This is a genomic window from Alphaproteobacteria bacterium, from assembly GCA_002869105.1.
Classification (GTDB): Bacteria; Pseudomonadota; Alphaproteobacteria; order UBA7879; family UBA7879; genus UBA7879.
Window position 1 is genome coordinate 67,853 of record PKTP01000002.1, and the last position, 24,694, is coordinate 92,546.

21 protein-coding genes and 1 other RNA gene are annotated in these 24,694 nt (G+C 42.2%); 14 read left to right on the plus strand and 8 right to left on the minus strand.

Annotation, left to right across the window (positions count from 1 at the left end):
* The first annotated feature begins 488 nt into the window (after nucleotides 1–488).
* Complete coding sequence (locus C0582_00635; GenBank protein PLX30414.1) at nucleotides 489–1,337, plus strand: hypothetical protein; 849 nt, start codon at nucleotides 489–491, stop codon at nucleotides 1,335–1,337.
* 10 nt (nucleotides 1,338–1,347) lie between these two features.
* Nucleotides 1,348–1,557 carry a hypothetical protein gene (locus C0582_00640; protein ID PLX30415.1) on the plus strand — a complete coding sequence of 70 codons (210 nt, stop codon included), beginning with the start codon at nucleotides 1,348–1,350 and terminating at the stop codon, nucleotides 1,555–1,557.
* 202 nt (nucleotides 1,558–1,759) lie between these two features.
* On the opposite strand, the gene recA is transcribed toward C0582_00640, so the two are convergent.
* The 7 genes from recA to C0582_00675 form a co-directional block, all read right to left on the minus strand.
* Entirely contained in the window at nucleotides 1,760–2,818 is a 1,059-nt protein-coding gene (gene recA / locus C0582_00645; GenBank protein ID PLX30416.1) for a recombinase RecA, read from the minus strand.
* 57 nt (nucleotides 2,819–2,875) lie between these two features.
* Nucleotides 2,876–3,310 carry a hypothetical protein gene (locus tag C0582_00650; GenBank protein PLX30417.1) on the minus strand — a complete coding sequence of 145 codons (435 nt, stop codon included), beginning with the start codon at nucleotides 3,308–3,310 and terminating at the stop codon, nucleotides 2,876–2,878.
* On the minus strand, nucleotides 3,300–4,589 hold the full coding sequence (locus tag C0582_00655) for a hypothetical protein (protein PLX30418.1): 1,290 nt from the start codon (nucleotides 4,587–4,589) through the stop codon (nucleotides 3,300–3,302). The genes C0582_00650 and C0582_00655 overlap by 11 nt, the downstream gene beginning before the upstream one ends.
* Nucleotides 4,590–4,782: 193 nt before the next feature.
* On the minus strand, nucleotides 4,783–6,771 hold the full coding sequence (locus tag C0582_00660; protein PLX30419.1) for an oligopeptide transporter, OPT family: 1,989 nt from the start codon (nucleotides 6,769–6,771) through the stop codon (nucleotides 4,783–4,785).
* 65 nt (nucleotides 6,772–6,836) lie between these two features.
* Entirely contained in the window at nucleotides 6,837–10,109 is a 3,273-nt protein-coding gene (locus tag C0582_00665; protein PLX30420.1) for a hypothetical protein, read from the minus strand.
* On the minus strand, nucleotides 10,106–12,952 hold the full coding sequence (locus C0582_00670; protein ID PLX30421.1) for a hypothetical protein: 2,847 nt from the start codon (nucleotides 12,950–12,952) through the stop codon (nucleotides 10,106–10,108). Before C0582_00670 ends, C0582_00665 begins: the two co-directional genes overlap by 4 nt.
* A 2-nt stretch (nucleotides 12,953–12,954) precedes the next feature.
* The gene (locus tag C0582_00675) at nucleotides 12,955–13,431 is read right to left on the minus strand and encodes a tRNA (adenosine(37)-N6)-threonylcarbamoyltransferase complex ATPase subunit type 1 TsaE (protein PLX30422.1); all 477 of its coding nucleotides are present in this window, start codon (nucleotides 13,429–13,431) and stop codon (nucleotides 12,955–12,957) included.
* Nucleotides 13,432–13,482: 51 nt separating this feature from the next.
* Between C0582_00675 and C0582_00680 the strand changes: the two genes are divergently transcribed.
* On the plus strand, nucleotides 13,483–14,496 hold the full coding sequence (locus tag C0582_00680) for a ferredoxin--NADP(+) reductase (protein PLX30423.1): 1,014 nt from the start codon (nucleotides 13,483–13,485) through the stop codon (nucleotides 14,494–14,496).
* Nucleotides 14,387–15,616 carry a glycosyl transferase gene (locus tag C0582_00685; GenBank protein ID PLX30424.1) on the plus strand — a complete coding sequence of 410 codons (1,230 nt, stop codon included), beginning with the start codon at nucleotides 14,387–14,389 and terminating at the stop codon, nucleotides 15,614–15,616. Before C0582_00680 ends, C0582_00685 begins: the two co-directional genes overlap by 110 nt.
* 66 nt (nucleotides 15,617–15,682) lie before the next feature.
* Here the strand turns inward: C0582_00685 and C0582_00690 are convergent, their stop codons facing one another.
* Nucleotides 15,683–16,447: a hypothetical protein gene (locus C0582_00690; GenBank protein ID PLX30425.1), complete on the minus strand. Its 765-nt coding sequence runs from the start codon at nucleotides 16,445–16,447 to the stop codon at nucleotides 15,683–15,685.
* Between the two features lie 52 nt (nucleotides 16,448–16,499).
* On the opposite strand from C0582_00690, the gene C0582_00695 reads away from it, so the two are divergent.
* From C0582_00695 to ffs, 10 genes are all read left to right on the plus strand, one after another.
* Entirely contained in the window at nucleotides 16,500–16,718 is a 219-nt protein-coding gene (locus C0582_00695) for a translation initiation factor IF-1 (protein PLX30426.1), read from the plus strand.
* Between the two features lie 15 nt (nucleotides 16,719–16,733).
* The gene (gene maf, locus C0582_00700; protein ID PLX30427.1) at nucleotides 16,734–17,339 is read left to right on the plus strand and encodes a septum formation protein Maf; all 606 of its coding nucleotides are present in this window, start codon (nucleotides 16,734–16,736) and stop codon (nucleotides 17,337–17,339) included.
* Nucleotides 17,336–18,211 carry a hypothetical protein gene (locus C0582_00705; protein ID PLX30428.1) on the plus strand — a complete coding sequence of 292 codons (876 nt, stop codon included), beginning with the start codon at nucleotides 17,336–17,338 and terminating at the stop codon, nucleotides 18,209–18,211. Before maf ends, C0582_00705 begins: the two co-directional genes overlap by 4 nt.
* Before the next feature lie 16 nt (nucleotides 18,212–18,227).
* On the plus strand, nucleotides 18,228–18,410 hold the full coding sequence (locus tag C0582_00710) for a DNA gyrase inhibitor YacG (protein ID PLX30429.1): 183 nt from the start codon (nucleotides 18,228–18,230) through the stop codon (nucleotides 18,408–18,410).
* 70 nt (nucleotides 18,411–18,480) lie between these two features.
* Entirely contained in the window at nucleotides 18,481–19,143 is a 663-nt protein-coding gene (locus C0582_00715; protein PLX30430.1) for a hypothetical protein, read from the plus strand.
* 37 nt (nucleotides 19,144–19,180) lie between these two features.
* Nucleotides 19,181–19,714 (plus strand): hypothetical protein, encoded by a 534-nt coding sequence (locus C0582_00720; GenBank protein PLX30431.1) that lies wholly within the window; start codon nucleotides 19,181–19,183, stop codon nucleotides 19,712–19,714.
* 181 nt (nucleotides 19,715–19,895) lie between these two features.
* On the plus strand, nucleotides 19,896–22,688 hold the full coding sequence (locus C0582_00725; GenBank protein ID PLX30432.1) for a hypothetical protein: 2,793 nt from the start codon (nucleotides 19,896–19,898) through the stop codon (nucleotides 22,686–22,688).
* Nucleotides 22,685–23,656: a hypothetical protein gene (locus C0582_00730; protein PLX30433.1), complete on the plus strand. Its 972-nt coding sequence runs from the start codon at nucleotides 22,685–22,687 to the stop codon at nucleotides 23,654–23,656. Before C0582_00725 ends, C0582_00730 begins: the two co-directional genes overlap by 4 nt.
* A gap of 107 nt (nucleotides 23,657–23,763) precedes the next feature.
* Nucleotides 23,764–24,477 carry a hypothetical protein gene (locus tag C0582_00735; protein ID PLX30434.1) on the plus strand — a complete coding sequence of 238 codons (714 nt, stop codon included), beginning with the start codon at nucleotides 23,764–23,766 and terminating at the stop codon, nucleotides 24,475–24,477.
* A 116-nt stretch (nucleotides 24,478–24,593) separates the two neighbouring features.
* An RNA gene (ffs, locus tag C0582_00740) (signal recognition particle sRNA small type) lies at nucleotides 24,594–24,690 on the plus strand.
* Nucleotides 24,691–24,694: the final 4 nt, after the last annotated feature.

Consider the following 24,694-nt stretch of genomic DNA (forward strand, 5'->3'; position numbering starts at 1 on the left):
ATTAAACTTTAAAATATACCATTGATTCTAATTAATTTTCTGGTGATATTGTGCAATTATTCACAAAAGACATAAAAAAAGCTTTGAATAAATGAAATTTGATGTATATTGACATCGAGTTTTACGAAATTTCCGCGCATAGTGGATCCGAGTTCTGGGTGCAATACCCAGAAGTGAGGTCAAATTATTAGACCTCATACGTCTCCCAGACGTGAAGCCTCCCTGTTAGACTGGAGCCCGACCTTGGTTGGGCTCCAATTTTATTAAAGCCAAAAATTAGTATTAAGGATAACCAATAATAGTTCAAGCTTAATTATTGGCGTATATCTCCGTAGTTTTAGGCGTTTTATTGGGCCATTACAGCTCGTTTCTTAAGGTCTAGAATGAGAGAGTTTCTGAAGGCACTGCCTCTAAAGCTTTTGTAGAAAATTTGAATTGCAGAAAAACCTATGATATCGATTACATGAACACCTTATAGTGAGTATCTTATGACCCCAGAAATTATTCAGCAAACTTTAGCTAAGCTTGGCGCCATGCTTATGGTAGGTTTTTTGGGAACCACTCCCCAAGATGAAAGTGTGCAGCTGATGGGGCGTCATATTGAGGATGGCAAAGTTGGAGCGGTTTTGCTTCTTGGAAGAAACACACAAGATGGCCCACAAAAACTTAAAGAGCTCTCAGCGTTTTTTCAGGAAAAAGCAAAAAAACAGTCGCCGCTTTTAATAGCCATTGATGGAGAAGGTGGGTATGTAAAACGGTTTCTTTCAGAATATGGTTACAAAGTGCAATTACCGTCGGCAAAAAAACTAGCGAAGATGCCTGAAGAGGAAGCAGAGGCACTGTTACAAAAATATATGCAGCAGCTAGCGGGTTTGGGAATCAATTGGAATTTAGCCCCTGTTGCCGATACCGAAGTTGAGACGGAAAAAGGATGTATTGGCCGACTTGAGAGAAGTTTTTCAAGAGATCCAGAAATAGCTGTTAAATATAGCCGTAAATTTATAGAGGCAATCCAAAAATCTGGGATGGCCTTTTGTCTAAAGCATTGGCCAGGTTTGGGTGCTGATACGGGTGATACGCATCAGGGCATGACAGACCTAACAGAGGTTTGGGATCAAAAGCGAGACATGGAGCCTTTTAATCTATTGGTGTCAGAAATACATAAAGAAAACTCTCGTCAAATTATCCCAGTGATGACAGCACACTCCGTGCACAAGAAGTTGGATAAAGAATCCCCTAGCTTGACTTTTTCAGTTAAAGTTATTCAAGAACAGCGTGCTAAATGGCCATCTGACATTTTATTTGTGAGTGATGATTTAGAGATGGGGGGCTCTTGATGACTTTGAGTTGGGTGATAAGATTATCAGAGCAATCCTGGCTGGCAATGATGTGTTGATCATTTCTCAATTTCAAGAGCATGATTCCTCAAAAGTAGACAAAATTTTTCAACATGTTGAAAAAACACTTCAAGGTGAGGAACACCAGGCAAGAGCGCTCTCTAAACGCATTGATGAATCATACGAGCGCATTCAGCAATTTAAAAAATTTTACTTCTAAGGGTTTTTTCTGAGGGAAAACCTCGTTGTTTTGACCATCTCATTTCAAAAAAAGAGAGCGGTACGTCTTGCTTTGTATAGTGAACGGCAACAAAATCTGGGGCAGCATCCTTCAGAGGAGGATTCCCTGGAAGACTATGTGGAGTCTGTGCGACTTCTATTGACGCTAATATCCCACGGATTTAAGCCCGTGGGATTGTTGTTTAGCTAGAGGTGATGGTTTCTTCAGTTTCAACGTTTTCTACTGTGCCTTCCATCATATCGATTAAGCCGGCATTCTGGCGAAGCTTTTGTTCAATTTCACCAGCCACAGTCTTATTTTCTTTTAAGAAACGTTTCGCCGCTTCCCGCCCCTGACCAATTTGTTGGCCATTGTAGGAATACCAAGATCCGGCTTTTTCAACCAAGTCTGCCTTGACTCCAAGATCTAGCAGCTCCCCGACTTTGGACACACCTTCACCATACATGATATCAAAATCAACCACTTTAAATGGCGGCGAGAGCTTGTTTTTAACAACTTTGATGCGGGTTTGGTTACCAACTACTTCGTCTTTGTCTTTAATAGCTCCAATGCGACGAATATCGAGACGAATAGATGCATAAAACTTCAAAGCATTTCCACCCGTTGTTGTTTCGGGGTTCCCAAACATGATGCCGATTTTTTGACGAATTTGATTGATAAATATCACCATGCATTTGGATCTGGAAATTGAGGACGTTAATTTTCTTAAGGCTTGACTCATCAACCGTGCTTGAAGTCCCATGTGGGAGTCTCCCATGTCCCCTTCCAATTCTGCGCGGGGAACAAGAGCCGCGACACTGTCAATAACCAATACATCAACAGCGCCAGAGCGAACCAAGGTATCTGTAATTTCAAGAGCTTGCTCACCTGCATCGGGTTGAGAGATAATTAAGTCATCGGTATTTACGCCAAGTTTACGCGCATAAATGGGGTCTAAGGCATGCTCAGCATCAACAAAAGCACAAGTGCCTCCCTTTTTCTGAGATTCTGCAACAACATGTAAGGCAAGTGTCGTTTTACCAGAACTTTCGGGGCCATAAATTTCGATGATACGGCCAACAGGAAGACCGCCAATACCAAGTGCAAGATCAAGTCCAATAGAACCTGTTGAAACAACCTCTGCTTCAACTTGTTGACCTTCGCCGAGCTTCATGATGGAGCCCTTACCAAAAGCACGCTCAATTTGTTTAAGAGCAATATCGAGAGCTTTGGCTTTTTCTGGTGATGCTTGCTTTGTCATCGGTAACCTTTTTTGAAATATTAATAATGTTGAAACTTATCATATTGCCACTTTCGGTTAAAGGGATTTCATGAGATCAGATTGTATCAACTTTGTTCTCTGAATTTTCTTCTCAGAGAAGCCCAGGGCATGACACAGGTAGACAGCTTCAAAATCTTTGACTCTGGGTGTGTTTGTGAATACGGTTTTGTGATTATGACACATATAAAACTTAGGATTCCTAAAAGAATAACAGGAGGGTGGCGTGGCCGTAAATAACCCGATGAGGCCAATCAAGAAAGGAACCAGGCCTAAAAAACGCCATTGATAGCGCCACACACAAAACCAGAGTAATCCGATAATACAGAGTAAGAATGACCAGAGGGGAGGGTGCGCAACATGAAGTTTCGCGCCGGGCCAACTGGCAATAAGCTGTGCTAGGTATGTGACGTAATCAATCAGGTGAAACGTTAAAGTCAAAACAAAAGAATAACCTGTGAGACTAGCAACCAAGAGCCCCAATACAAGCCCAGGAAGTATCAATGTTCCCAACAGAGGGATAACGGATGATGTTTGCAAGAATGCCCTGAACCGAGAGCGTGTGGAAATGCATAATGCTGAACGGAAGAATAATAATTGAGGCAATCAAAGAAGTCGTAATGAGATTGCGGATAGAGGCAATAACTTGTCGCAGCCATCCACCCTCATTGGTTACAAAAATTTGGGGGCAGGCTTCATAGAGTGAAATAAGACCCAAAACAACAAAGAATGACATTTGAAAGCTGGGTAGCTTATAGGCTTCAGGATACATGAGTAAAATGAGGATGGCCGCTAAATTTATGAAATGAAGGCTTAATCCTTCTCGGTCCATAAGAATGCCTACCAAGACAAAAGAAGCCATAAAAAAGGCGCGGGTTGAAGACATGGATTGACCAGAAATATTCCAATAAAAAAATAACAGGATAAGAGTCATGCTTGCCGCAATCTTAGGAAGATGAATGCGTTCTAATATGCCGGGAAAGCGACATAGAGAAAACTTAACACAGAAAAAAGCAATGAGTGCCATGAGGTTCATATGAAGACCTGAAATAGCCAGAATATGTGCCAGTCCACTGGCAGCAAAATCACTTCGGACGTCATTACTTATTAGTGATTTTTGACCTGTGATGAGGGAGGCAGCAATGGCATTTACTTGCGGATTTTTTGAAGGGATATTGATGATTATGTTTGTAATTTTTTGACGAATTCTTTGCCAAAACTCTGTGTACGTTTTGGTGTCTGGCTGTAAAAGTATGATAGGAGCGACCGTGAATCCTGAGGCACCGATGCCTTGAGCGCGATTGTTCTCTCTAAAGTCAAATCCCCCTGAAATAAGGGCCTCTGAAAAAGGGGTTAGAACGGCATTGACGCTGATTATATCCCCGACGCAAGGTTGACGTTCCCCTTTTATACGATGGGTCAATTTCACATGAGTAAGATTCTTTTTTAGGCTTTTTTTTACCGTGTGGTGCACCGCAATTTTGAGACGATATCCATATGGAGCTGGCGTTACTTCAACGATTCTCCCTTCAAGTTTTGGCACAAATTTTTTTTTATCTAGTGCGTCTGTCGGATTGTAATATTGGGAGAAGGATATTGAAATGATGCCCAATGAGATGCCAAGAATTAAGACTTTTAGAACTTGGAATATCCAAAAATGGCGGCGTAAAACCAAAGCAGCGAATGCCAGCAAAAGAGAGACTACCATGACACTGATTGGGTAGGTTTTGTAACTTGTAATGGATAACACCATGATGCTGGACAGCCAAAGAGACCAGCGTTTGTGTTCTTGAAAAAAGGGAAGAGCGTTTATAAAGTTCAAAGAATTAACTAAATGTTCACTCTTTTTTGCCGCAAAACTAAAAATAGGTCAACAAAACTAGATGATCAAGCGCTGGTCAACGCGCTAATGAATAAGATAGAGATCTTATAGATTGACGATCTTACTACGCTTTCTTTTTTGAGCTTCCTTGACTAGTCTTCACCAGCATAAAGGCAATGAAAGCAAATAAAACAAAGCCAATGAAAGTGCTATAAGGCGTGAGCCATGAAGGTGTGAATTGGAATATATCAGTGCGTTGAGAAGCGGCAAACGGCACAGCAAGAACGATGCCCGTAATTGCTTCACCAGCAATCAAACCTGAAGCGAAAAGCAAACCTTTGTTATTGCCGCTTTCGTGCTTTTGCGTTTTCATCACAATGTATTTCAACAGTCCGCCAAGAAATAACGCTGTTACGATTTCGAACGGAAGATATAAACCAAGCGCAACCCCAAGAGCAGGGAAGCGACCATTCCCTGTTTTTTTGAGATATTGATCAACAAGGATGGCTATCACCCCAATTCCTACGCCAACCATAATCAGATTGAAAGGCAAAGATTGACCAAGCATCCCCTGAGCAATGGTTGCTAATAACACAGACTGAGGTGCTGCCAAGTTTTGATCTGGATTCATACCGGCGCGGGGATACATGCCGGCGATACCGTAGGCTTCAAAGAGAATTTGCATGATGGGTGCAATGACAATAGCACTGACAATAACGCCTAAAAATAATGCCACTTCTTGTTTCCACGGAGTAGACCCCAGGATATGGCCCGATTTTAAATCTTGTAAATTATCGCAACTGATAACACCCATGGCCGCTACCATAGCTGTAATCATGATAAGGCCCGCTGCAACACCAGTAGCAGCAACGGTATTTTCGATGTAGTTAATCTCGTTGCCGATAACGGACATAATCACAAAGGCAACTAAAACGATTGAAGCAATCAAACTCCCGGAGAGTGGGTTTGAGGATGTGCCGACCAATCCTGACATGTAGCCTGAAATAGAGGCAACCAGAAAGCCAACAACATACGTACTGATGAGTGACACAAGGACGAGTATAAAGAAAGTTGTAGATGATAGTGGCAGGTTAAAAGAATGAAAAACATGATTCAAAATGAGGTATACTGGGATGAATAAAACCAATAATCCAATCAGCACATAGCTGAAGGGAATATCTTGCTCAGTTCTTAAGAGTTTTTTGCCAGATTTATTCGATCCAAATGTTTTAAAAGAGTGACCAATTGCAACACGAATCGGCTTGAGAACGGAAATGAAAGCAGAAATTCCGCCAATGATCATGGTGCCAACGCCAACATATCTAAGGTTTGACTTCATCATGGCGGCGCTTTTAACCAGGCTATCAGCTTCTGGGATGCCATTTAAAGATGTGAAAATGGGTATGAGAATCCAATTCATGATAATGCCACCAATCAGCAAGGTAATACCAATCTTATGGCCGACGATATATCCAGCCCCGACTAGAACCGGTGAGAAACCAATATTGACACCTACAATACTGCCACCAATCTTTTTCCAAAAAGCAAGAGAGCTGCTGGCAAATTGAAAAGCCCCTTGGCAAAGCTGCATCAGAGCAGCTAGCAAGCCCCCTACAACAATACTTTTTGCACTCCCTCCTTTTTGATCCCCTGCTTTTAAAACCTCAGCAGTGGCAACTCCTTCGGGAAAGGCAAGGCGCTCTTCGATGATGAGAGCGCGGCGGAGGGGAATGGAAAAGAAAATACCAATAAAACCTCCAACGATTGTAATCATGGCCGTTTCTAAGATCGGGAAAGATTCCCAATGCCCAATGACGAGTAGAGCGGGAAGGGTGAAAATAGCACTGGCAGCAATCACCTCTCCGGCTGAAGCAATTGTTTGAACCATATTGTTTTCAAGAATGTTTGAACGCTTGAACATCCCTAAGACAGCCATAGACATGATAGCTGCTGGGATGCATGCCGTGATTGTTTGCCCTATTTTTAAAGCTAAATAAGCATTAGATCCTGCTAGAAGAGCAGCGAGAATAACGCCTAAGATAATAGACTTGACGGTTAGTTCCGGTAATTTTTGAGAGGCTGGAATATAGGGTTCATCCGTGCGGGCATTCATGTTTAATCCTTTAATACATCAACAATTAATATTACTTTGCCATATATGATTGTAAAGCTTTTTGATCATGAATGAAGTTTGAGCGTGCTTAGCTTGCGCGATTCAATCCATAAAACCCCGATATGCACGTGGTCTTCCGGGTATTGTGATTGGATAAAATGTCCGTAAATCATGAGTTGTTTTTGGTATTTTTCCAGGGCCTTTTCGTTGAATTTTCCTGTCTTGTAGTCGATGATCCATATTTCTTTTCTTTCAGAGTTACGGAGAATGAGATCAATTTGACCTTTGATGAGTTTGCCATTGACCTCGGACCAGAAAGAGGGTTCTTGATAAAGCGCTCCTTTTTGGAAAAGATAAGAAACGTCTGATGTTAGTAAATTCTTGAGCTCTTGTTCCATTTTTTCTTTTTTCGAGGCACTGAGCAGATCATTATCACTGGCTTTGATGTAAATTTTAGCTCTCTCTAAGAAAGCGTTCCAGTGGCTTTGGCTTGGTAAATGTTCCAAGATTTTATGCATCAAAGATCCATAAAACAATGCTTCTTCATTGTGGTGAGTTTGGGATTCTTGCTCAGGATTAGAGGGGCGAATGATCTCAATTGATTTTTCCTCAGAGGCTAAAGGCTCCGAAAGCCACCTGGGGAGAGGATTCGTTGTATCATGGTTGGAGTTATTCAACGGTAAAGCAGAGGTGAAATGCTTTGGAATATCTTCAAAAATGAAGGGCTTCTCTAAATCTGCATTATCTCTCACGAGTTCTTTGAGGGCTTTTTGACATTGGTGATACCAGGAATATTCTGTCATAGACCCACGACTTGGAGCCCAGCCAGCAATGAAAAGCTGCTCTTCAGCACGGGTTAGGGCAACGTAAAGTAATCGTTTTGACTCTTCATCGATCAGGTGCTGTTTCTGTTTTTTGATGGTTGGAATGGGGGATATTTCTTTTTCCAAAGATGAAGAGGCCCATAGCATGCCGCCATCTTGCCAATAGATCGGACCACGACTATTTTTGTTTTCGGTTGTATCCGGAAGAAACACAATCGGCGCTTGCAATCCTTTTGCACCATGAACTGTCATTAAACGAACATAATTTTGCTTTGGATCACTCAAAGCCCGTTTGATTTCTATCTCATTGGTTTCGAACCAGTGAACCCACTTCTCTAATGACGGCCCATTTTTTTGCTCATAAAGCTCACACATTGACAAGTATTCAAGAAGAGGATCTGCTGTAGAAGATCCTAAATCATCAATCCATTTATCCAGCCCCCCTTGTTCGATTAGAATCATCGAGACCAGTGAATAGGGTGTCACATAGTCAACTTTATTGAGCAAATGATGCAACCAGCAAACGATCTCTCTGAGCGACTCTTCTTTTTTGCCTTGCTTTTGGAGCTCTTGCCATAAGGAACGATCTTTTCTTGAAAGCGCAAGTGAAGAGAGAACTTGTTCATCAATATTGACTAAGGGACTTTTTAAAATGCCCGCCAGTGAGAAATCATCATCTGGTAACAGTAAAAATTTAAGAAGACTCTGAAGATCACGAACAGCCAGATTATCTTGAAGTGTCAGACGATCTAACCCAGCACAGGGAATTTGATGATGCTTTAATGCTGCCGCCATTTCAGGACCAAAGCGCCCCCGCTTTTGCAGAAGAATCATGATATCTCTCGGCTCTATCGGCCGATCTTTTGAAAGAAGGCGCGATCCTTGCTTCAGCCAATCACTGATGGCAGTGGCTATTTTATCCGCCACCTTCTTCTCGGCGGACTGATTGGCATCATTGGGGTTGATAGAGTCATCATTTTGCTCGAGTGGCCATAGAGAGACCCGTCCGCCAAGCCCATGGCGCTGAGTTTTGTGAGACAGTTTATAAAAGGGACCATGAGGGTTTTGATCCGCGTTAAAAATATGATCAACAAACTGAAGAATAGGTTTTGTTGACCGATAAGAGTGGTCCAGAATCCGTTTTTTGATGAGATGCCCATGGGCAGAAAATCGCTCTTGAACAATGGTTTGATAATGATCCAAATGTTTCAGATCAGCGCCTTGAAAACTATAAATGGATTGCTTTTTATCACCCACGATAAACAATGATTTCATCCCAGGATCATTATCTTTTGTAAAAAAATCTTCCAATAGGTTCATCAAAAGCTGCCACTGTAAGGCGCTTGTGTCTTGGGCTTCATCAACCAACAGGTGCATCAACCTGTTATCCAGCTTATAGCGCACCCAAGCGCCTTGTTCTGCGCTTTCTAGCAGTTGATTGGTTTTGATAATCAAATCATCAAAATCTAATAGCCCATGGCTGTTCTTCAAAGACGCATAGTGGATATAAATTTCAGTAAATAATGAGAGGAGGAGATTGGTTTTTTCACATATGTTTTGAGCGCATATCTTTTGATGAACGGAGGATAAGTCATTAAAGAAGACGCTAAAATCACAACCGTTCTGATCTAATGTGTCACTGGTTTTTTTGCTGACCATTTTTTTGCGAAACTGCCCTGTTTTAGTGAGAAATAAATCAATGACAGCTTGATAGGACTCAAGATTAGGATCAGATGAAAAGCGGGTGTAATGCCGTCTAAGATTCTGTGCCAAGCTCTGGTCTGAGGCAGATCCAGTTTCACAGTGCTCACATAGACGAGAAATTTTTTGTAAAGGATGCTGTGAGATGAGCCACATAAAGGGGTCAGATTCATCTTTAAGGATGCAGAGAGAGACGACCTGACTTAAATTTTCTTGGGTTTTCCCTCTGAGGGATTCAAGATTAATCCATTGATAACGATTTTTTAGCAGATCAAGAAGAAGATCTCCCAGCTGTGGTAAAGAGGTTTGATTGACAAGGTCTGTTAGAAGACCCATTGTTTGCGATGTTTGGGCGACATGCTCAAAAGCCTCGTGCCAAAGTTGAGCTTGTTCTCTTTCCTCCAGTACTGAGAAGTCTGGAGAGACATTAGATTCAAGGGCAAAGGTGCGGAGCATCGATTGGCACATGCCATGGAGCGTTGTAAAACGGATTTTTTGTTGAGACCAGAGATAGTCTTCATATAAATTTCTTGCCTTATCAAGTATTGTTGAACAAGGATTTTCAAACCCCATCTGGTTCATGTCCTGTTCAAGTTCCATGTCAGAGGAGAGCGCCCAGTGTTCAAGCTTTTCTTGTAGCCGCTTTTCCATTTCTCCTGCAGCTGCGTTGGTAAAAGTAATACATAGGATGTCATTGAAGGAGATATCCTTTAACAAGAGTCCTAAAATACGATGAATTAATTGATAGGTTTTGCCACTGCCGGCTGACGCTTCAATCCATTCTGATGTGTGGTTGGATTGATGTGAGCTCATGGCATCCTCGCATGCGACCAAGCGGGGTAGCGGGTGAGCGTATAATAATCTGGATTATCTTGATCAGCTGTCAGCGAAAAGGCGTGGCCTAAGATATAGTATTTTTCAATTTTCTCTTTTAAGTTTTCAATAACTGAATTCGCCAGATCTTTTGCATGAGCGTTGATGGGAATGATTTCAACAGGGTTTTCTTTTCCCGATAACTTCCAGTAACTGATTTGCTGGACGTCAACATTTGGTTTAAGTTTTTGATAACTGCCTTGATAGTAGAGAGCAGCCTCTAAGCTTAGCTGGGGTGCGAGATGATTTGCGACAGCTGTTTGGGCTGGCACTTGCCCTGTTTTGTAATCAATAATCTCTATTGAGTCTTTGTAAATATCAATCCGATCTGTTCTGCCGATAATCTCAAGTATTTTACCTTGATGCTCTATAAAAAGAGAGCCTGAAATTTCAGTGACAATTGCTTCGATATTCTTAGATGTTTTGATGTGGTCAAGGAAATAACAAATGATATTCTCAGCACGACGCTGCCAAAAAGCGGGGGCAATCGCGCCCTTCATGTACTTTTTAAGCATTTGATGCATCAGTTGATAGCTTTTCTCTTGAGAGCAATACAGATGAGAGGACGCAGCGAGTTTATTTAGAATATCATGCATCATGATGCCAAAATTAACAGCATCCGTTTTGACAGATAAAGGGGGGAGGGGTCTGAGTAAGGCAATCTTGTGCAGGTAAAAGAGATAAGGCGCATTCAGAAGAAGAGAACTATCTGAAATTGATATTTTTGGTGGTAGATGCTGTGGGTCAACGTGAACAAACGGCGGTCTGTGAGCAGCCTGGGTGGGGGGGTAACGGCGTTGACGTACCCATGATATGTATTTGTTTGCTGATTGTATCTTATTTCCTTGTTTTGCGGCTTTTAACTTCAGAAGATGCCAAAATATGTTTGGTTGCGTCGGCTTGCCATTGTGTGAATTAGAACGGGTGAGTAGTATTTTTTTGCAGCCTAAAATATTCATCATATCAAGGGCCGCAAATCCAAGATTTTGCTCTGGCAAAGGTAGACCAATTTGTTCCCGCATGGAACGATTCAGCCATGGATCATCTTGTTGCTGAACAGGCCAAGTATCACTATTCATACCGGCCATGATTGCTAAATCTGACCGTAAAAGCCGTGATTCAAGTATGCCCAAAATTTGCACTTGTGGTCGGATAGAAGAGACTGCTGGTGGGCTCATTAGGGTGCACAGCACAGATGTCAGGATTTGTGAATAGGGAACGCTCCCAACGCTTGGAAGCGATTCAAGAGCGTTGGCGAGCTCATCTAAAACGACATTGAGCTGCTCTTCATTTTTGGTATCGCCCCCAATAAGGTACGATAGGATATCGCCGTGGCTTTGAAAGCAATTTTGTAAGGAATTTTTTCGGCATGTGCTTTGAAAGTTGTCAATGAGGGCAAAGAAATGCGTAAAAAAATTAGAACACGTTATGGCTTCTTCATGCGTGTATTGCTCAAGACGATTCAGGACAAAAGACTTCACGTCTATCCATAGGACGGGCAGGCGCGCTCCACGAAGAATATGTTTTTCAAACCAGCGCAGGGCTTTTAAGTAGCCCATTCTATCGCCTTGGATTTGACACAAGGGATGTTTTAGCAACGCAACAAAATCTATCCATGAGCATATGGGAGACACCAGAGTAAAAAGAGAGCTTTTAATGAAGCTTCCTCCTGTAGCCGTTTGATCAATGGAGATATTTGCCGAAGCATCAACATAGATATCAAATACTTTTAAATGGTGCTTGATATTGGCGGCAAGCGATCTGTTTTGCGTGACTATTAAAATTGTTTTATGTGTCTCTTCTAAAAAGTGTCGAATGTATAGAGCAATGGCAGCAGCCTCTTCATCAATACGATCCGCTTCAAGTATGTTTAACTTTTCAAAAAGAGAGGAGTCGCTTTTTTCAGGGTCTGAATCTGAATCCCTTTGAAGGCATTTGTAGAGGGCAGTATCACACGGGGCGTATAATGTGGGCACGGCCTTAATTATCTGAGTATCAAGCCGACTTTCTTCAATAAAAAGGTTTTGACTGGCAAAAGGGTGGTGAGCAGGGATATTATTTTTGATTTTGGGGTCATAGCCGGGTAGAAAGACAGATCCTGTTGCCAGTGAGCCGATCGCTTTCATCAGGGTCCTCACTTCTGGTAGCGAGCCACTGGCGCCCACAAGCCATATCGGATGCTCAGGTGGCTTTTCTGCCCAAGCTTTTTTTTGCAACGTAATGAGAATACGGCGATATTCTTGTGGTGATATGACGTTTTCTTCTTTAAGAATGGCAGGCCAAATTTGACTGAAGAGTTTTAAAAATGAAATAGAATTCACGTGATGATCTGTGTTGAAGCCGGGGTCCAGATCTGAGAGTTTTTCTAAGGGGATATGTTCGTTTAATAAATCATCAATCAACGTTTCCAATGAGCTTACCAATTGATTGATGTTGTAAGACTTATTATTTTGCTCATTAAATTTAGAAACCAAAGAAAATAAAAGAGCCCGTCTTCGAGCGGAGGATAAAACTTTGGGGAGTTGCGTAATTTCCTTCATCAGATTGAGGGATATAAAAGCAATCGCCTCGCTGTCTAGGTTGGTGAGAGAGATAATTTTAGGCAAAAAAGAGTTTGGTTTCTTTTGGTTAATGATCTCCGTTAAGCGGTGCTTCGACCGACGCGTTGATAAATATATATGATAGTGAGTGATTGCCAGGGGATCACTGGATGTCTCTTCAATAAGGCGATCGGCAATAACATCAAGGATAGAGTGTGAGGGAGGAATGGTAAAATAAGCCATGGTCAATCAGCATTGAGAGGATAAAGGCGTTTTGCCCACTCTTCAGAGCCACTAAAGGTTAGAGCTAATAAATCCGAATGAGGTTCAAACTGAATCCACAAAGTGGACCGAGGAATAAAGTCGGCTGCTTTTTCGGGCCACTCGATCAATGAAACACCTTCTTGTGTTTCATTGAGGCCAAGCTCTTGCCATTCGTTTTTATTTTCTAATCGGTACAAATCTGCATGCCAAAGGGGAAAAGGGCCCTGATCATAGACGCTTACGATATTAAATGTTGGACTGCTAACTGTGTAAGATGTGCCGATCAGATTTTGAATGAGGCCTCTAATAAAAGTGGTTTTGCCCGCCCCAAGAACGCCCGAAAATGCCAGACAATCCCCAGGTTTAAGGCATGTAGACACCAACGCGCCAAGCCGCTGAGTTTTGTCGGGGCTACGCGTGGTTCGGGTAAATATTTTAGGTCTTGCTTGCCAATTCATCTCTAATGACTATTATGAACCAAAGCATAGACTAAAACAAAGGAATTTAAGATGTCATATCAGACGGATGTTGTCATTATTGGTGCAGGACCTGTGGGATTATTTGCGATCTTTGAATGTGGGATGAATAAGCTTAAATGTCACGTGATCGATGCTCTTGATACTGTTGGTGGGCAGTGCCGCGCTCTTTATCCAGAAAAGCCCATTTATGATATTCCAGCGCACCCAAGTATTTTGGCAGGGGAATTGATTGATAAGTTAGAAGAGCAGGCAGCTCCTTTTAACCCGACTTTTCATTTGGGACAACAAGCAACGCACATCAGCAAAACAGATGAAGGATGGATAATCAAAACCTCTAAAGGGCATGAGATTGACACCAAAGCCATTATTATTGCTGCGGGTGTCGGAGCTTTTGGACCAAATAAACCGCCACTGGAAAATTTGGCAGAATTTGAAGAAAAGCATGTGCATTACTATGTGCGGCGAATGGAAGATTTCAAGGATCAAACAATTGTGATCGCGGGGGGCGGTGATTCTGCAGTTGATTGGGCGCTGAACTTGAAGGGTATTGCGCGGAAAATTTACATGGTTCATCGACGGGATAAGTTTAGAGCTGCCCCTGAAAGTGTGATGCAGCTCAAAGCTGCGGCCGCTTCAGAAGAGCTTGAGTTGGTCACGCCTTATCAACTCGCGGCCTTGAAAGGAACAAATGGTAAGCTTGAGGCCGTTGAATTAACAAATTTAGATGATCATCACCGGACACTTGAGGCCGATCATTTGCTTGCTTTTTTTGGATTGTCCATGGATTTGGGCCCACTATCTGATTGGGGTATGGCCCTTCAAAAAAAGCATATTGAAGTTGATTTTAAAACGTGTGAAACAAACCTCAAAGGCGTTTTTGCCATTGGAGACGTGGCAACATATCCGCACAAACAAAAATTAATTTTGACTGGATTTGCGGAAGCAGCACAAGCCGTGCATCAGATTCGTTCGCTGGTGTATCCAGGCGAAGTATTCCACTTTGAATACTCCACTACGCAAGGTGTACCAGGTGGCACGTCTTAAGAATCCAGGTATCTTACAAGTATTGCCGGCGCTGAATACCGGGGGTGTTGAGCGTGGTACGTGTGAGATAGCCCAGGCCATTGTTGAAAAAGGCTGGCGATCTTATGTTGCGTCTACTGGCGGCAAGCTGGCTCCTCAGCTTGAAGATGCTGGAACACTTCATCTAACCGTGCCAACTTTAAAATCACATGCCTTGATTTTCTACTCAGCTTGGCAACTCTATAAGATCATTAAAAAACATAAGATTGACCTTGTCCATGTTAGAAGCCGCGCGCCTGCTTGGGCTTGTTTTTATGCAGCTAAGTGGAGCAAGGTGCCACTTGTCTCTACGTTTCATGGGGCTTATGGCTGTCAAAATTCTTTTAAATATCACTATAATAAGGTGATGACATGGGGGGACAAAGTAATTGCGCCGTCTCAGTATATTGCCCAGCACATCCAACAAATATACCATGTGCCCCCGTCTAAAATTGACCTGATTTATAGAGGTGTTGATTTGAATCAATTTAACCCGGCGCATGTCAGTAAGGGGCAGATTCAATCGATTCGGGAACAGTGGCAGGTGAAGCCCCATGACCGTGTGTTTTTGCTTCCAGGTCGTTTTACGGCCATTAAGGGCCATGAAGATTTGATCAGAGCCATGGCCCCGCTCGATCAAAAGTGGAAATTAATTCTGATGGGATCTTGGACTGGTAAGGAGAGATATCTGGCTCATATCCAACACTTGATTGCTGAGCTTAAATTAGCCGACAAGGTTAAGATTGTCCCTGCTTCGGCTACGATTCAAGAAGCCTATGCTGCTGCTGATGTTGTGGTGTGTCCTTCCACAAAGCCTGAATCCTTTGGAAGGACAATTGCTGAAGCGGGAGCCATGGCACGGCCTATTGTGACAACAAACATTGGTGGCGGCGCAGAGATTGTTGTTCCAGGAAAGACAGGATGGTTGATACCTTCTCAATCTATTAAAGATCTTCGAGAAGTCATTGACAGTATTTTATCCTTGGATCAGCAAAAGTTAATCGATATGGGACTCTCTGCCCAAAAGCATGTTGAGAAAAAATTCCCTTTAAGTCTGATGCAACAAAAAACACTAGCTGTTTACGAAAAAATTCTGCATTAGTTCCATTCCAAAAAAAAGCTGGCCAAAGGCCAGCTGAGGGTATTGTTACCTAAAAATCAAAAGGAATTATTTTGCCTTGCAAGTCACTTTATTAGAATTTTTGTTTTTGATCATTTTAACACTTGGGTGTCCCTTTTCTAGGTCACTCACAAAGTCACTGCTTCTACTTTTGATGCCATTTTGGAGCCAATTCTTTGCTGCAAGTCTTAACTCCTCATCTTTTTTCAGATAGCCTTCGGAAGCAAACAAGCCTTTGATGAATTGACGGTCAGCGCGCACAGTCGTGCAATAGTTTACATTTGAGAAAGAGGGATCAATTCCTGATGTTCTATCATCAAGAACAGGTAAATGGCCCCAAGCAGATTTTACTCTTTCTACACCGTAATGATAGGCAAGATTTAAAATAATATTTTTGGTGTTGGGTGCTTTTTTATCAAGCTTATTAAGAGCTTCATGAATCCGCTCCCGAGCCTGCGACCCTTTGGTTGGCGCTTCAACAAAGTCATAGAAGGCCTTCAAGCAAGGCGCATACTGAGTTGTATTAGAGGGTTTTGAATCCGTGGCAATGCTCTGAAGAACAGATAACACAAGGTCAAGATCTTGCTTACAAGCACGTGGGGTAAGGGTTGCTTTGGAAAGATAGATACTATTGCTTATGCCGGCTTCAGCGGAAAAAAGAGTTGTAAGAAAGAATATTGATAGCGCAGAAAAAAACTTGTTCATTGAATGGCCCCCATGTTTATTCAAAATATAATCTACAACAAGCAAGATTGGCAAGAAGAAGTTTTGAAATGTTCTTAGTTTTGAGATTTTAAATAAGAAGATGAGCATTTACTTGAATATTTAGGCAAAGATTCATATGATTCAGAAAAAATAGGCTGGAATGTCAAAAGAAGACTTAATTGAATTAGAAGGCGAAGTCACAGAACTTTTGCCTAAAGCAAACTACCGGGTGATGTTAGAAAATGGTCACGAGGTTGTTGCTTATGCATCGGGACGGATGCGGAAGAATCGGATTCGGGTCCTGTTGGGAGATAAGGTGACTGTCGAAATGACGCCTTATGATTTGACCAAAGGTCGGATTTCTTTCCGACACAAGTAACCAAATTTTTATCTGATGTCCGACTTTCAATCTTTTGTTCTTGCCTCTGGATCCCCTTCTCGCGCCCAAATTCTGGAACAACTTGGGTATCGTATCTCTGAGATTTTCCCTCAAAATATTGATGAATCTGAATTAAAAAAAGAGGTGCCACGGGCTTACATCAAACGGATTTGTCAAAATAAACTTTCTTCGGCTGTGAAGCAGCGCCCTAATCAGGTTATTTTGGGGGCGGACACCATTGTGGCTGTTGGCCGTAGAATATTGCAAAAAGCTCAAACTGCGCAAGAGCAGGCCTCTTTCATGCAGCGTATTTCCGGCAGGCGCCATTACAGCATGACGGCGGTCGGAGTTTATGATCCGCACCACCCCCAAAAGATAACTATTAAATTGGTTGAAACATTGGTGCAAATGAAGCGTCTGACAAACCAAGAGATTCAATCCTATGTGGCTTCAAATGTTTGGAAAGGGTGCTCCGGTTATAAGTTTGATTATGCGTTTCAATCTTTGGTAAAGCGCATTGACGGATCGGTATCAAGTATTCAAGGGTTGCCTGTCTATGAAGCCAAAAACATGCTCGGCAGCGCCGGTGTTTTTCCGGAGAATAGTCTTAAACCGTCATGAAAAGACTGCTGATCGACACATGTGGCAAAGGTTTTTTAGCGGTTGAGGTTTTGGGAAATGACCCCACAAATGTTTTGATTTTTGGCCCTGAGATCCCTTTTTCATGGGCGGGGGCTGAGGTTAAAGGCCGCGTTTCAAAAAGGGGACCAGATGGTAAAAGCTTTTTTGTGACCTCAGATTGCCTTTCAAAAGACACGCTGATCCAGAGTGCTGACTCAAAAATAACAGAGGGGCAAGAGGTTTGGATATGCATCACCCATGACCAATCCTTGTTCGAACATCATAAAGGCTATAAGGGAAAGTTTGTTCATGGAAACAGCGCGCCTGAAAGTCCCCTAAATTGGCTCTCAGCGGTTTCAAAGATGGGTCAGCGTGCAGACGAGGTGAAGGTAAACGATCCAGGTCTGGCTGTGAAACTTCAGGATTTAGGGCTTCAAAACATAAGATATACCCTTGATGAAAGCGTGCTTGATGCAGAGGGATTTGGCGATCTGTTTGATAGCTTAAGACAAACAGAGTGGGTTTTGAAGGAATCAAAAGGATCTGTGTCGCTGGACCGCTCGCGGATAGCGTGGTGTTTTGATGTGAACATCAGCTCTGGAGACACTGCCAGTCGATCCTCCATTAAAAAAGTCAATCATGAAGCGTGGCTATTTATTCGTCAGCACATTCAGTTGCTGAACCTATCTGGGCTGATTCTGATTGATTTTGTTGAGATGAACCGCATGGAAACCTCACACTTGTTGAATAAAATTCAACGTGACCAGGGGATGAAAGACATACATGTTCTAGGTATGTCGCGTGCGGGGTTGGTTGAACTCACCCGTAGTCGAACTGGATATCCTTTGTGGGATTTGCTAGAATTATGTTAATAAGAGTTGCTGAAAAATGACGCAAAAATGCCCAATATGTAAAAAGCCAACCGTGATGGAAAGTCGGCCCTTTTGTTCAAGCCATTGTAAAAACATCGATTTGAATCGCTGGCTCTCAGAGCGCTATACTCTCAAAGAAGAGTTTTCTGAAAAAGAAATTGTTCAAAATTTTAAAAAATCTGAGAAAAAAAGTCATTAGACTCTGTTGCCTCTAGTAATTCAAAATGATTGACGTTGAATTTTCTCACCGTTACTGGCAAAGATAAATAATGAAATTAAAGTACCCCGAATTTGTTGAAAACCCAGAAATACGATGTCCAGTCGTTCTGTTGTTAGATGTCTCTGCCTCTATGGAGGGTGCACCTATTCAAGCCCTCAATGCCGGGCTGGCATCTTTTAAGTATGATATTGAAGAAGATGAAATGGCGTCCTTACGTGTTGAAGTGGGTGTTTTGACTTTTGGTGCTGACGTTAAAATCATCCATGACTTTTCAACCATTGACCGGTTCACGCCGCCCCAATTAACAACCCAAGGAAAAACACCTTTGGGAGAAGCCATTAACATGGGGTTGGATATGCTAGAGTTTCGGAAGAAAATCTATCGTGATCATGGCGTTCAATATTACCGTCCGTGGGTTTTTCTGATCACTGATGGGGCCCCAACGGATGATAAATGGCAAGAAGCATCAAAACGGATTGAAGAAATGGAGCGTGCTAATAAATGCTATTTCTTCACCATTGCGGTTGAAGGCGCAGACCTGGAAACACTCGAAGAGATTGCGCCTCAAAACAGACCACCGTTAAGATTGCAAGATTTGAAATTTGAAGAGTTATTTCATTGGATGTCAGCATCCGTGAGGCGTGTTTCAAAGCACAAATCAGCGGGGGAAATGGCTTCTTTACCATCTGTTACGACATGGGCCGTACAATAGGCTTGCACGCTTAAAGAAAAAAAACAGGGAGGTTTATATGCCTTGGCAAATTGTTACAGGCGTATCAGCTGGTGTCATGCATGAAAAGTTGGCTGAAGAGTGTGGTGATGTTGTTCGGCATGTTCAGCGCGGGGCAATACATCTAGCGCTCATCGCGGATGGTGCCGGTTCTATTGAGGGCAGTGCGCGCTTTGCTGAAAGCATCAGCAATTATATGGCTCAATCTTTTCAAGAGATGCCTTTGGATATGATACAAGGGCGAGATTTAAAAGATATACTTTTGGATCTATATCGTGGGTTAAGAGAATCAAGTTATATCATCGATCCTATGCAAGGGGATTCCACGTTGTCTATGATCTTGGTTGCTGAAAGCAATATGTGCATCTTACAGGTCGGGGATGGTTTTTGTGTTGTCCGGGAAGACGCTGAATTAAAGTTGGTTAGTGCCAGTATCGATCGTGAATATGCCAATGAAACAGACTTTGTCAGCAAAGTTGAGCACCCACAAATTGTAACATTTCCACGAAACAGCATCGACTTCTTTGCTTTATCAAGCGATGGATTGGCGTAGGTAGGTATCAGTGTCAAAACACATCTGCCGTATCGGCCCTTTTTTCAGGCGTTTATTGACTTTCTATCAAGAAAGCCAGGGAAACATGAAGCTGAGCTTGAAATCGAGAGTTTCTTGAGATCTGCGCCTCTTCGTGCCAAAGTAAAGGATGATGTTTCTCTTATTTTAGGACTGTATCATAATGACTGAGACGCTATACACCCGAGTTCGTCAACCGGTTCTTTTAGATAAAAAGCTTGCAGCTGGCGGTGAGGGGGAGGTCTGGCAAACGGATCGCATCAATGTGGTTGCCAAAATTTTCCATCAACCAGACGTGACACGCCTGGAAAAATTACAGACCATGCTGCAACTTCCACCTTCTGACCCCATGGAAAAGCATGGGCATGTTTCCATTCCGTGGCCCCAAGAACTTATTTTTGATCGAAATGGCAAATTTCGGGGATATTTAATGCAGCGTGTTTCAGGGGGAATGACGCTTAACAATGTATATAATGCAAAGCTCAGGAATCAAAAAGCACCTGGTTTCAATTGGTACTATCTTCATATTGCAGCGCTCAATGTTGCTTCTATTGTTGATGCGCTTCACAGCAAAGGGTATGTGATTGGCGACATCAAAACAGATAATTTTTTAATCAACAACCAAGCTCTCGTTTCAGTTATTGATACTGATTCTTTTCAGGTGAAAAGCGCTTCACGGACATTTAGAAGCCTTGTTGCATCGGATGGATTTACCCCGCCTGAATTAATTGGTAAAGACATGAAACGTCTGAACCGCAGACCTGAACATGATAATTTTGGGCTAGCGGTTATTATCTATATGCTTTTAACCGGCGATCATCCCTTTTCAGGGCAATGGAAGCAGGGCATTGAACCGCTTGGTCGAGATGAAGCAATTGCAGGGGGGGTGTGGCCTTATGGTCCCCAAAGTTTAATACAGGCCTCGCCCTTGGCTATTCCCTTAGACCACTTAGATTCAACCTTGCAATTAGGTTTTCAACAGACATTTACAGCGGGCCATCGAGAGGCAGCTAAGCGTCTTTCGGCGCGTCAATGGTGCCAACATCTTACCCGTGCTGTAGAAGCTTTGGTACTCTGCTCAAAAAATTCAAACCATTATTTTCACAAAAATCATAAAGATTGTACGTGGTGTCATCGGTTTGAGGCATTTGGGTATGAGTCATTCCCTGTTCAGACTTCAAAGTCAGAACTGAGCAATTATCACGCCTTCATAGAGGCTGCTCAAAAAAAAGATCATCAACTGATGCTCAAGCTGTGGCAAGAAGCACCCGAGCTCAGAGACCTTACTGATTTACAAGGGTATCAAAAACAAATGACATCCTTGATGAGGGGACTAGAGAATATCAAATCATTTGTAAAGTTATGTCAGAGCCCAGATGTCTCCCCTTCAAAAATTTTGACACTCTGGAGAGAAAATCCTGAATGGCATGCTTATGCCAATCAAAATGATTTTAAGGTTGATGGCAAGTCTCTGCAGCAATTTCTAAATAGCCTTGTTGATGAAGAAGAAGAGCTGGCTACATTAAGTCGACTGCTCAAGCGGTGTGATGAGAGGTTTGCTCTGAGAAAGGCCTATGTTGAAGAGGAAGATCAGCTTTATCAGCGCATCAAAACTTTTGCAAAAAAATATCAATCGGAAAAAATCGATGAGCCGTTTCTTTTGCGAATGAACCTTGCAAAAGAGCGCGTTAAAGCCTGGCAAAAACTATCAGCTGCCCTCAAGGAGGATGGGCGGGTTTTGTATGCAATTTGGTTGAAAAGCAAACCTTATATTGAGGGATTTGTTCAGGTTCAAGAGCAGCTGGAACATCTCAATAACTTGGAAATTCAAATCAAAGTCTTAGAAAAACTTCATCAAAAAATACAGAAAAAACAATCACATGAAGAAATACTAACTCTGTGGGAACTTTATCCGACTCTTAAAGAAACAAACTTCATTAAAAATCATATCGTTGATGATTTTGATTTAAGCTATCACATCAAAAAATGTTACCAAAAGCGGGCGTTGCTCAAGCAACTCAGGAAAGCTAAGCAAGCGGGTCAGGTTGAAGAATTAAGAAGGCTTTGGCAGCCAGAGTTATGCGATGAGGCGTGTTTTCATCTTTTTCAGCAACACCTCTCTCATGCCTCCATGGCCAGCAATAAATGGGCGCGGGTGCGAGCAGCCGCATTAGAAGGAGAAAACAAGACGCTGATTCAAAATTGGGATGAGAATTTTGTGCTACAAGCATACCAGGAAGGCATTGAAGGAAAGGTCAGGCAAGCTTTTCAAAAGGAGTATGGTTTTAACAAAAACATTCATCATACAGGACAGGAAAGAGTATTTAATCATCGGGATTTCCTAGAGATTGTCTATCCATGGCCGCTTGAGAATGTCTTAGAAGAAAATAGATTGATGTGTTCACACCTTATCTTTTGTGCCAGGTCAGACCGTTTTCCTGATTTTCCAGATGATATTCAGAATCCCATCCACTATCAGGTCATTAAAAAGACGGAAGAGGTCAAGAAATTTGCTCGCCTCTTTTTCCCCGCATTGAATGACAAGCATTATTTTTCTGTGTTTCCCGGCTCTGTGATTTGTGGCAGAGTTGTTGAAATAGATGACCCCTATCCGTTTACGGCTCCTATCAAAAGACCTGAAATAAAATATGCATTTTTCAGGAAAGGCCCTTCAAAAAAGAACTCCTTATTTCTGCAGATTTTTGCTACTGGGCAGATAACACTCCCCCCGTTTTCAGTGGTGATTAATGACAGTCATCCCATTCACATGCTTGATAAAAATCAAAAGGTTTTGGCCGAAATGAATGCGGTCACTTGTGAACCGGGTGAAACATTGCTTGAGCTTCAATGGAAAGATGATCTGCCCCTGACACCTTATATTTCAATTTCCGTACATGACCGTTCTTTTTATGATAATATTCGAGTAATTAATCTATCAGTGGATCCGGTTTCATGAAGCTAAAAAACAAAGATTCAGCAGTTTGTCCTTATTGTTTAACGTCTTTCACGGCAAGCGAGGTCCTGTTTAGATGTTCAGCCTTGCCCCAAATTTGCCAACCAGAAATAGATGAGGTTTTTGATACTTTCTTTGATGGTCCGGCTGAAAAAAGAGGACGCGTCTTTAAACACGAGAGTCGTGAACAAAAAAAACTGTCATTTGGTATTCGCAAGGGTGAAGAGGTAGGCTGTGACATGTGTGCGACGCCAACCCAGGTCCGTATCTGTCCACAATGTCATGGTAATTTGCCGGCTGATTTTTTTACTTTAAAACATATACCCTTTGGATTTCATAGTTCTGACCGTGCTCTGACGGATCAGTTTTCTCTAGCTCTTATGGAAAAAATGAAGAAAATCACCGGGCATGATATTAAATCAACCATAGAGACAGCGCCTCTTTTAAATAGGTTTATTTTTTCATTTGATAGAGGAGGGTTTTCGCGGACGCGTGTTCTCGTGAGTTTTCATCATGCAAGAGACATCCATGACAGGGAAGTGAGGCAAAACCTACGCGCTATTCAAATCCTTGTTGATGCAGCAACTTTGTTTGGTGATAAAAAAAGAGAGCTGACCTATGAAGCTGTTCAATCTCTTCATGACTCAGCGATAAAGGGGGCTGTGATTGGCATGAATTTCTACAATATTGACCAATATTTTGGATATTTTGCAAGAGCATCCATTGTTGTTGATAGCCCTGATTTTAGCAATGGCTATCAGAACACATGTGGGGAATTTGTTTCTCAAGAAATATTGACGCTCTTTGGCGCTTCTTATGGGGTTAATTTTTTACGACAAATTCGTGAGAATTTAAAACCATGGCGATTTGGCGTTTGCTCATTGAAAGAAAGCCAAACCGTTCCCCTTTCAGCTTATCATCGCATTGAAGATTTGTTCTTATGGCAGCTTTTCTTAACTCTTGATCAATAGTATGAGCTCTTTAGAGAGCCATTAGATAAAGCATATAATAGCTTGACGCACCAATCACGCATCCTCACAATTTTAGTTGTTTAAGTATTTTTTTAAAGGATAAGTGCATGGATTATTTTTATGCGCCGATCATTGGTGTTGTTGTTGGTGCGCTTGTTGGACTAACGGGTATAGGAGGTGGCGCGGTGATGGCGCCACTGCTTCTGTTAGTATTTGGTTTAGATATTCAAACGGTTGTAGCAACAGACCTTTTGTTCGCAACGATTACAAAATTACTTACAGGTGGAACGCATGTTTTTAAAGAAAGAGTTGATTGGGCGGTGGCTCAAAAACTCTGGATTGGAAGTTTGCCCGCCACAGTAATGGTATTGGTCTTTTATTTTTTTAATCAAGGATTCACGCGGTTAACGTGGTTGCAGCTTTTAATGGGAGTGATGATTTTAGTTTCAGGTGTATCGTGGTTTTTTTCAAAGTGGACTGAAGGGATTCAGACTCGCAAAGATATGACTGACTTTAAAAGGAACAATCTTACAATTTTCTTTGGAAGTTTGATTGGGTTGGCGACAAGTTTGACCTCGGTTGGAGCTGGATCTTTTGGTGCGCTGGTTTTGCGTTGGCTATATGCCAGGAAGATGACGATCCAAACATTGATTGCAACAGAAGTTATTCATGCTATTCCGGTTTCCTTTTTTGGCTGGCATGGGGTTGCTTTTTTTGGGAAAGACAGATCTCACGCTTCTTTTTTATCTGTTGCTGGGATCTTTGCCTGCGGCCTTTGGGGCAAGTTACTTTATGGAACGTGTTCCGTCTTACTGCCTTAAAAAAATCCTTGGTGTTCTGCTGATTGCTGTTGCAATAAAGCTGATCTTAAAATCTTTTATTACTTTCTAACTTTTTTAATGCTTTCATAAGATAGGTGAATTGGATACAACATAATTGGGGAGCACATGCAGACAAAAAGTTTGTTAATCCGGTCAGGTCCGAGAGGAAGCAGCCGTCGCAAATGTATTTGGGTTGTATCGTGCTTCTCGCTTAAGC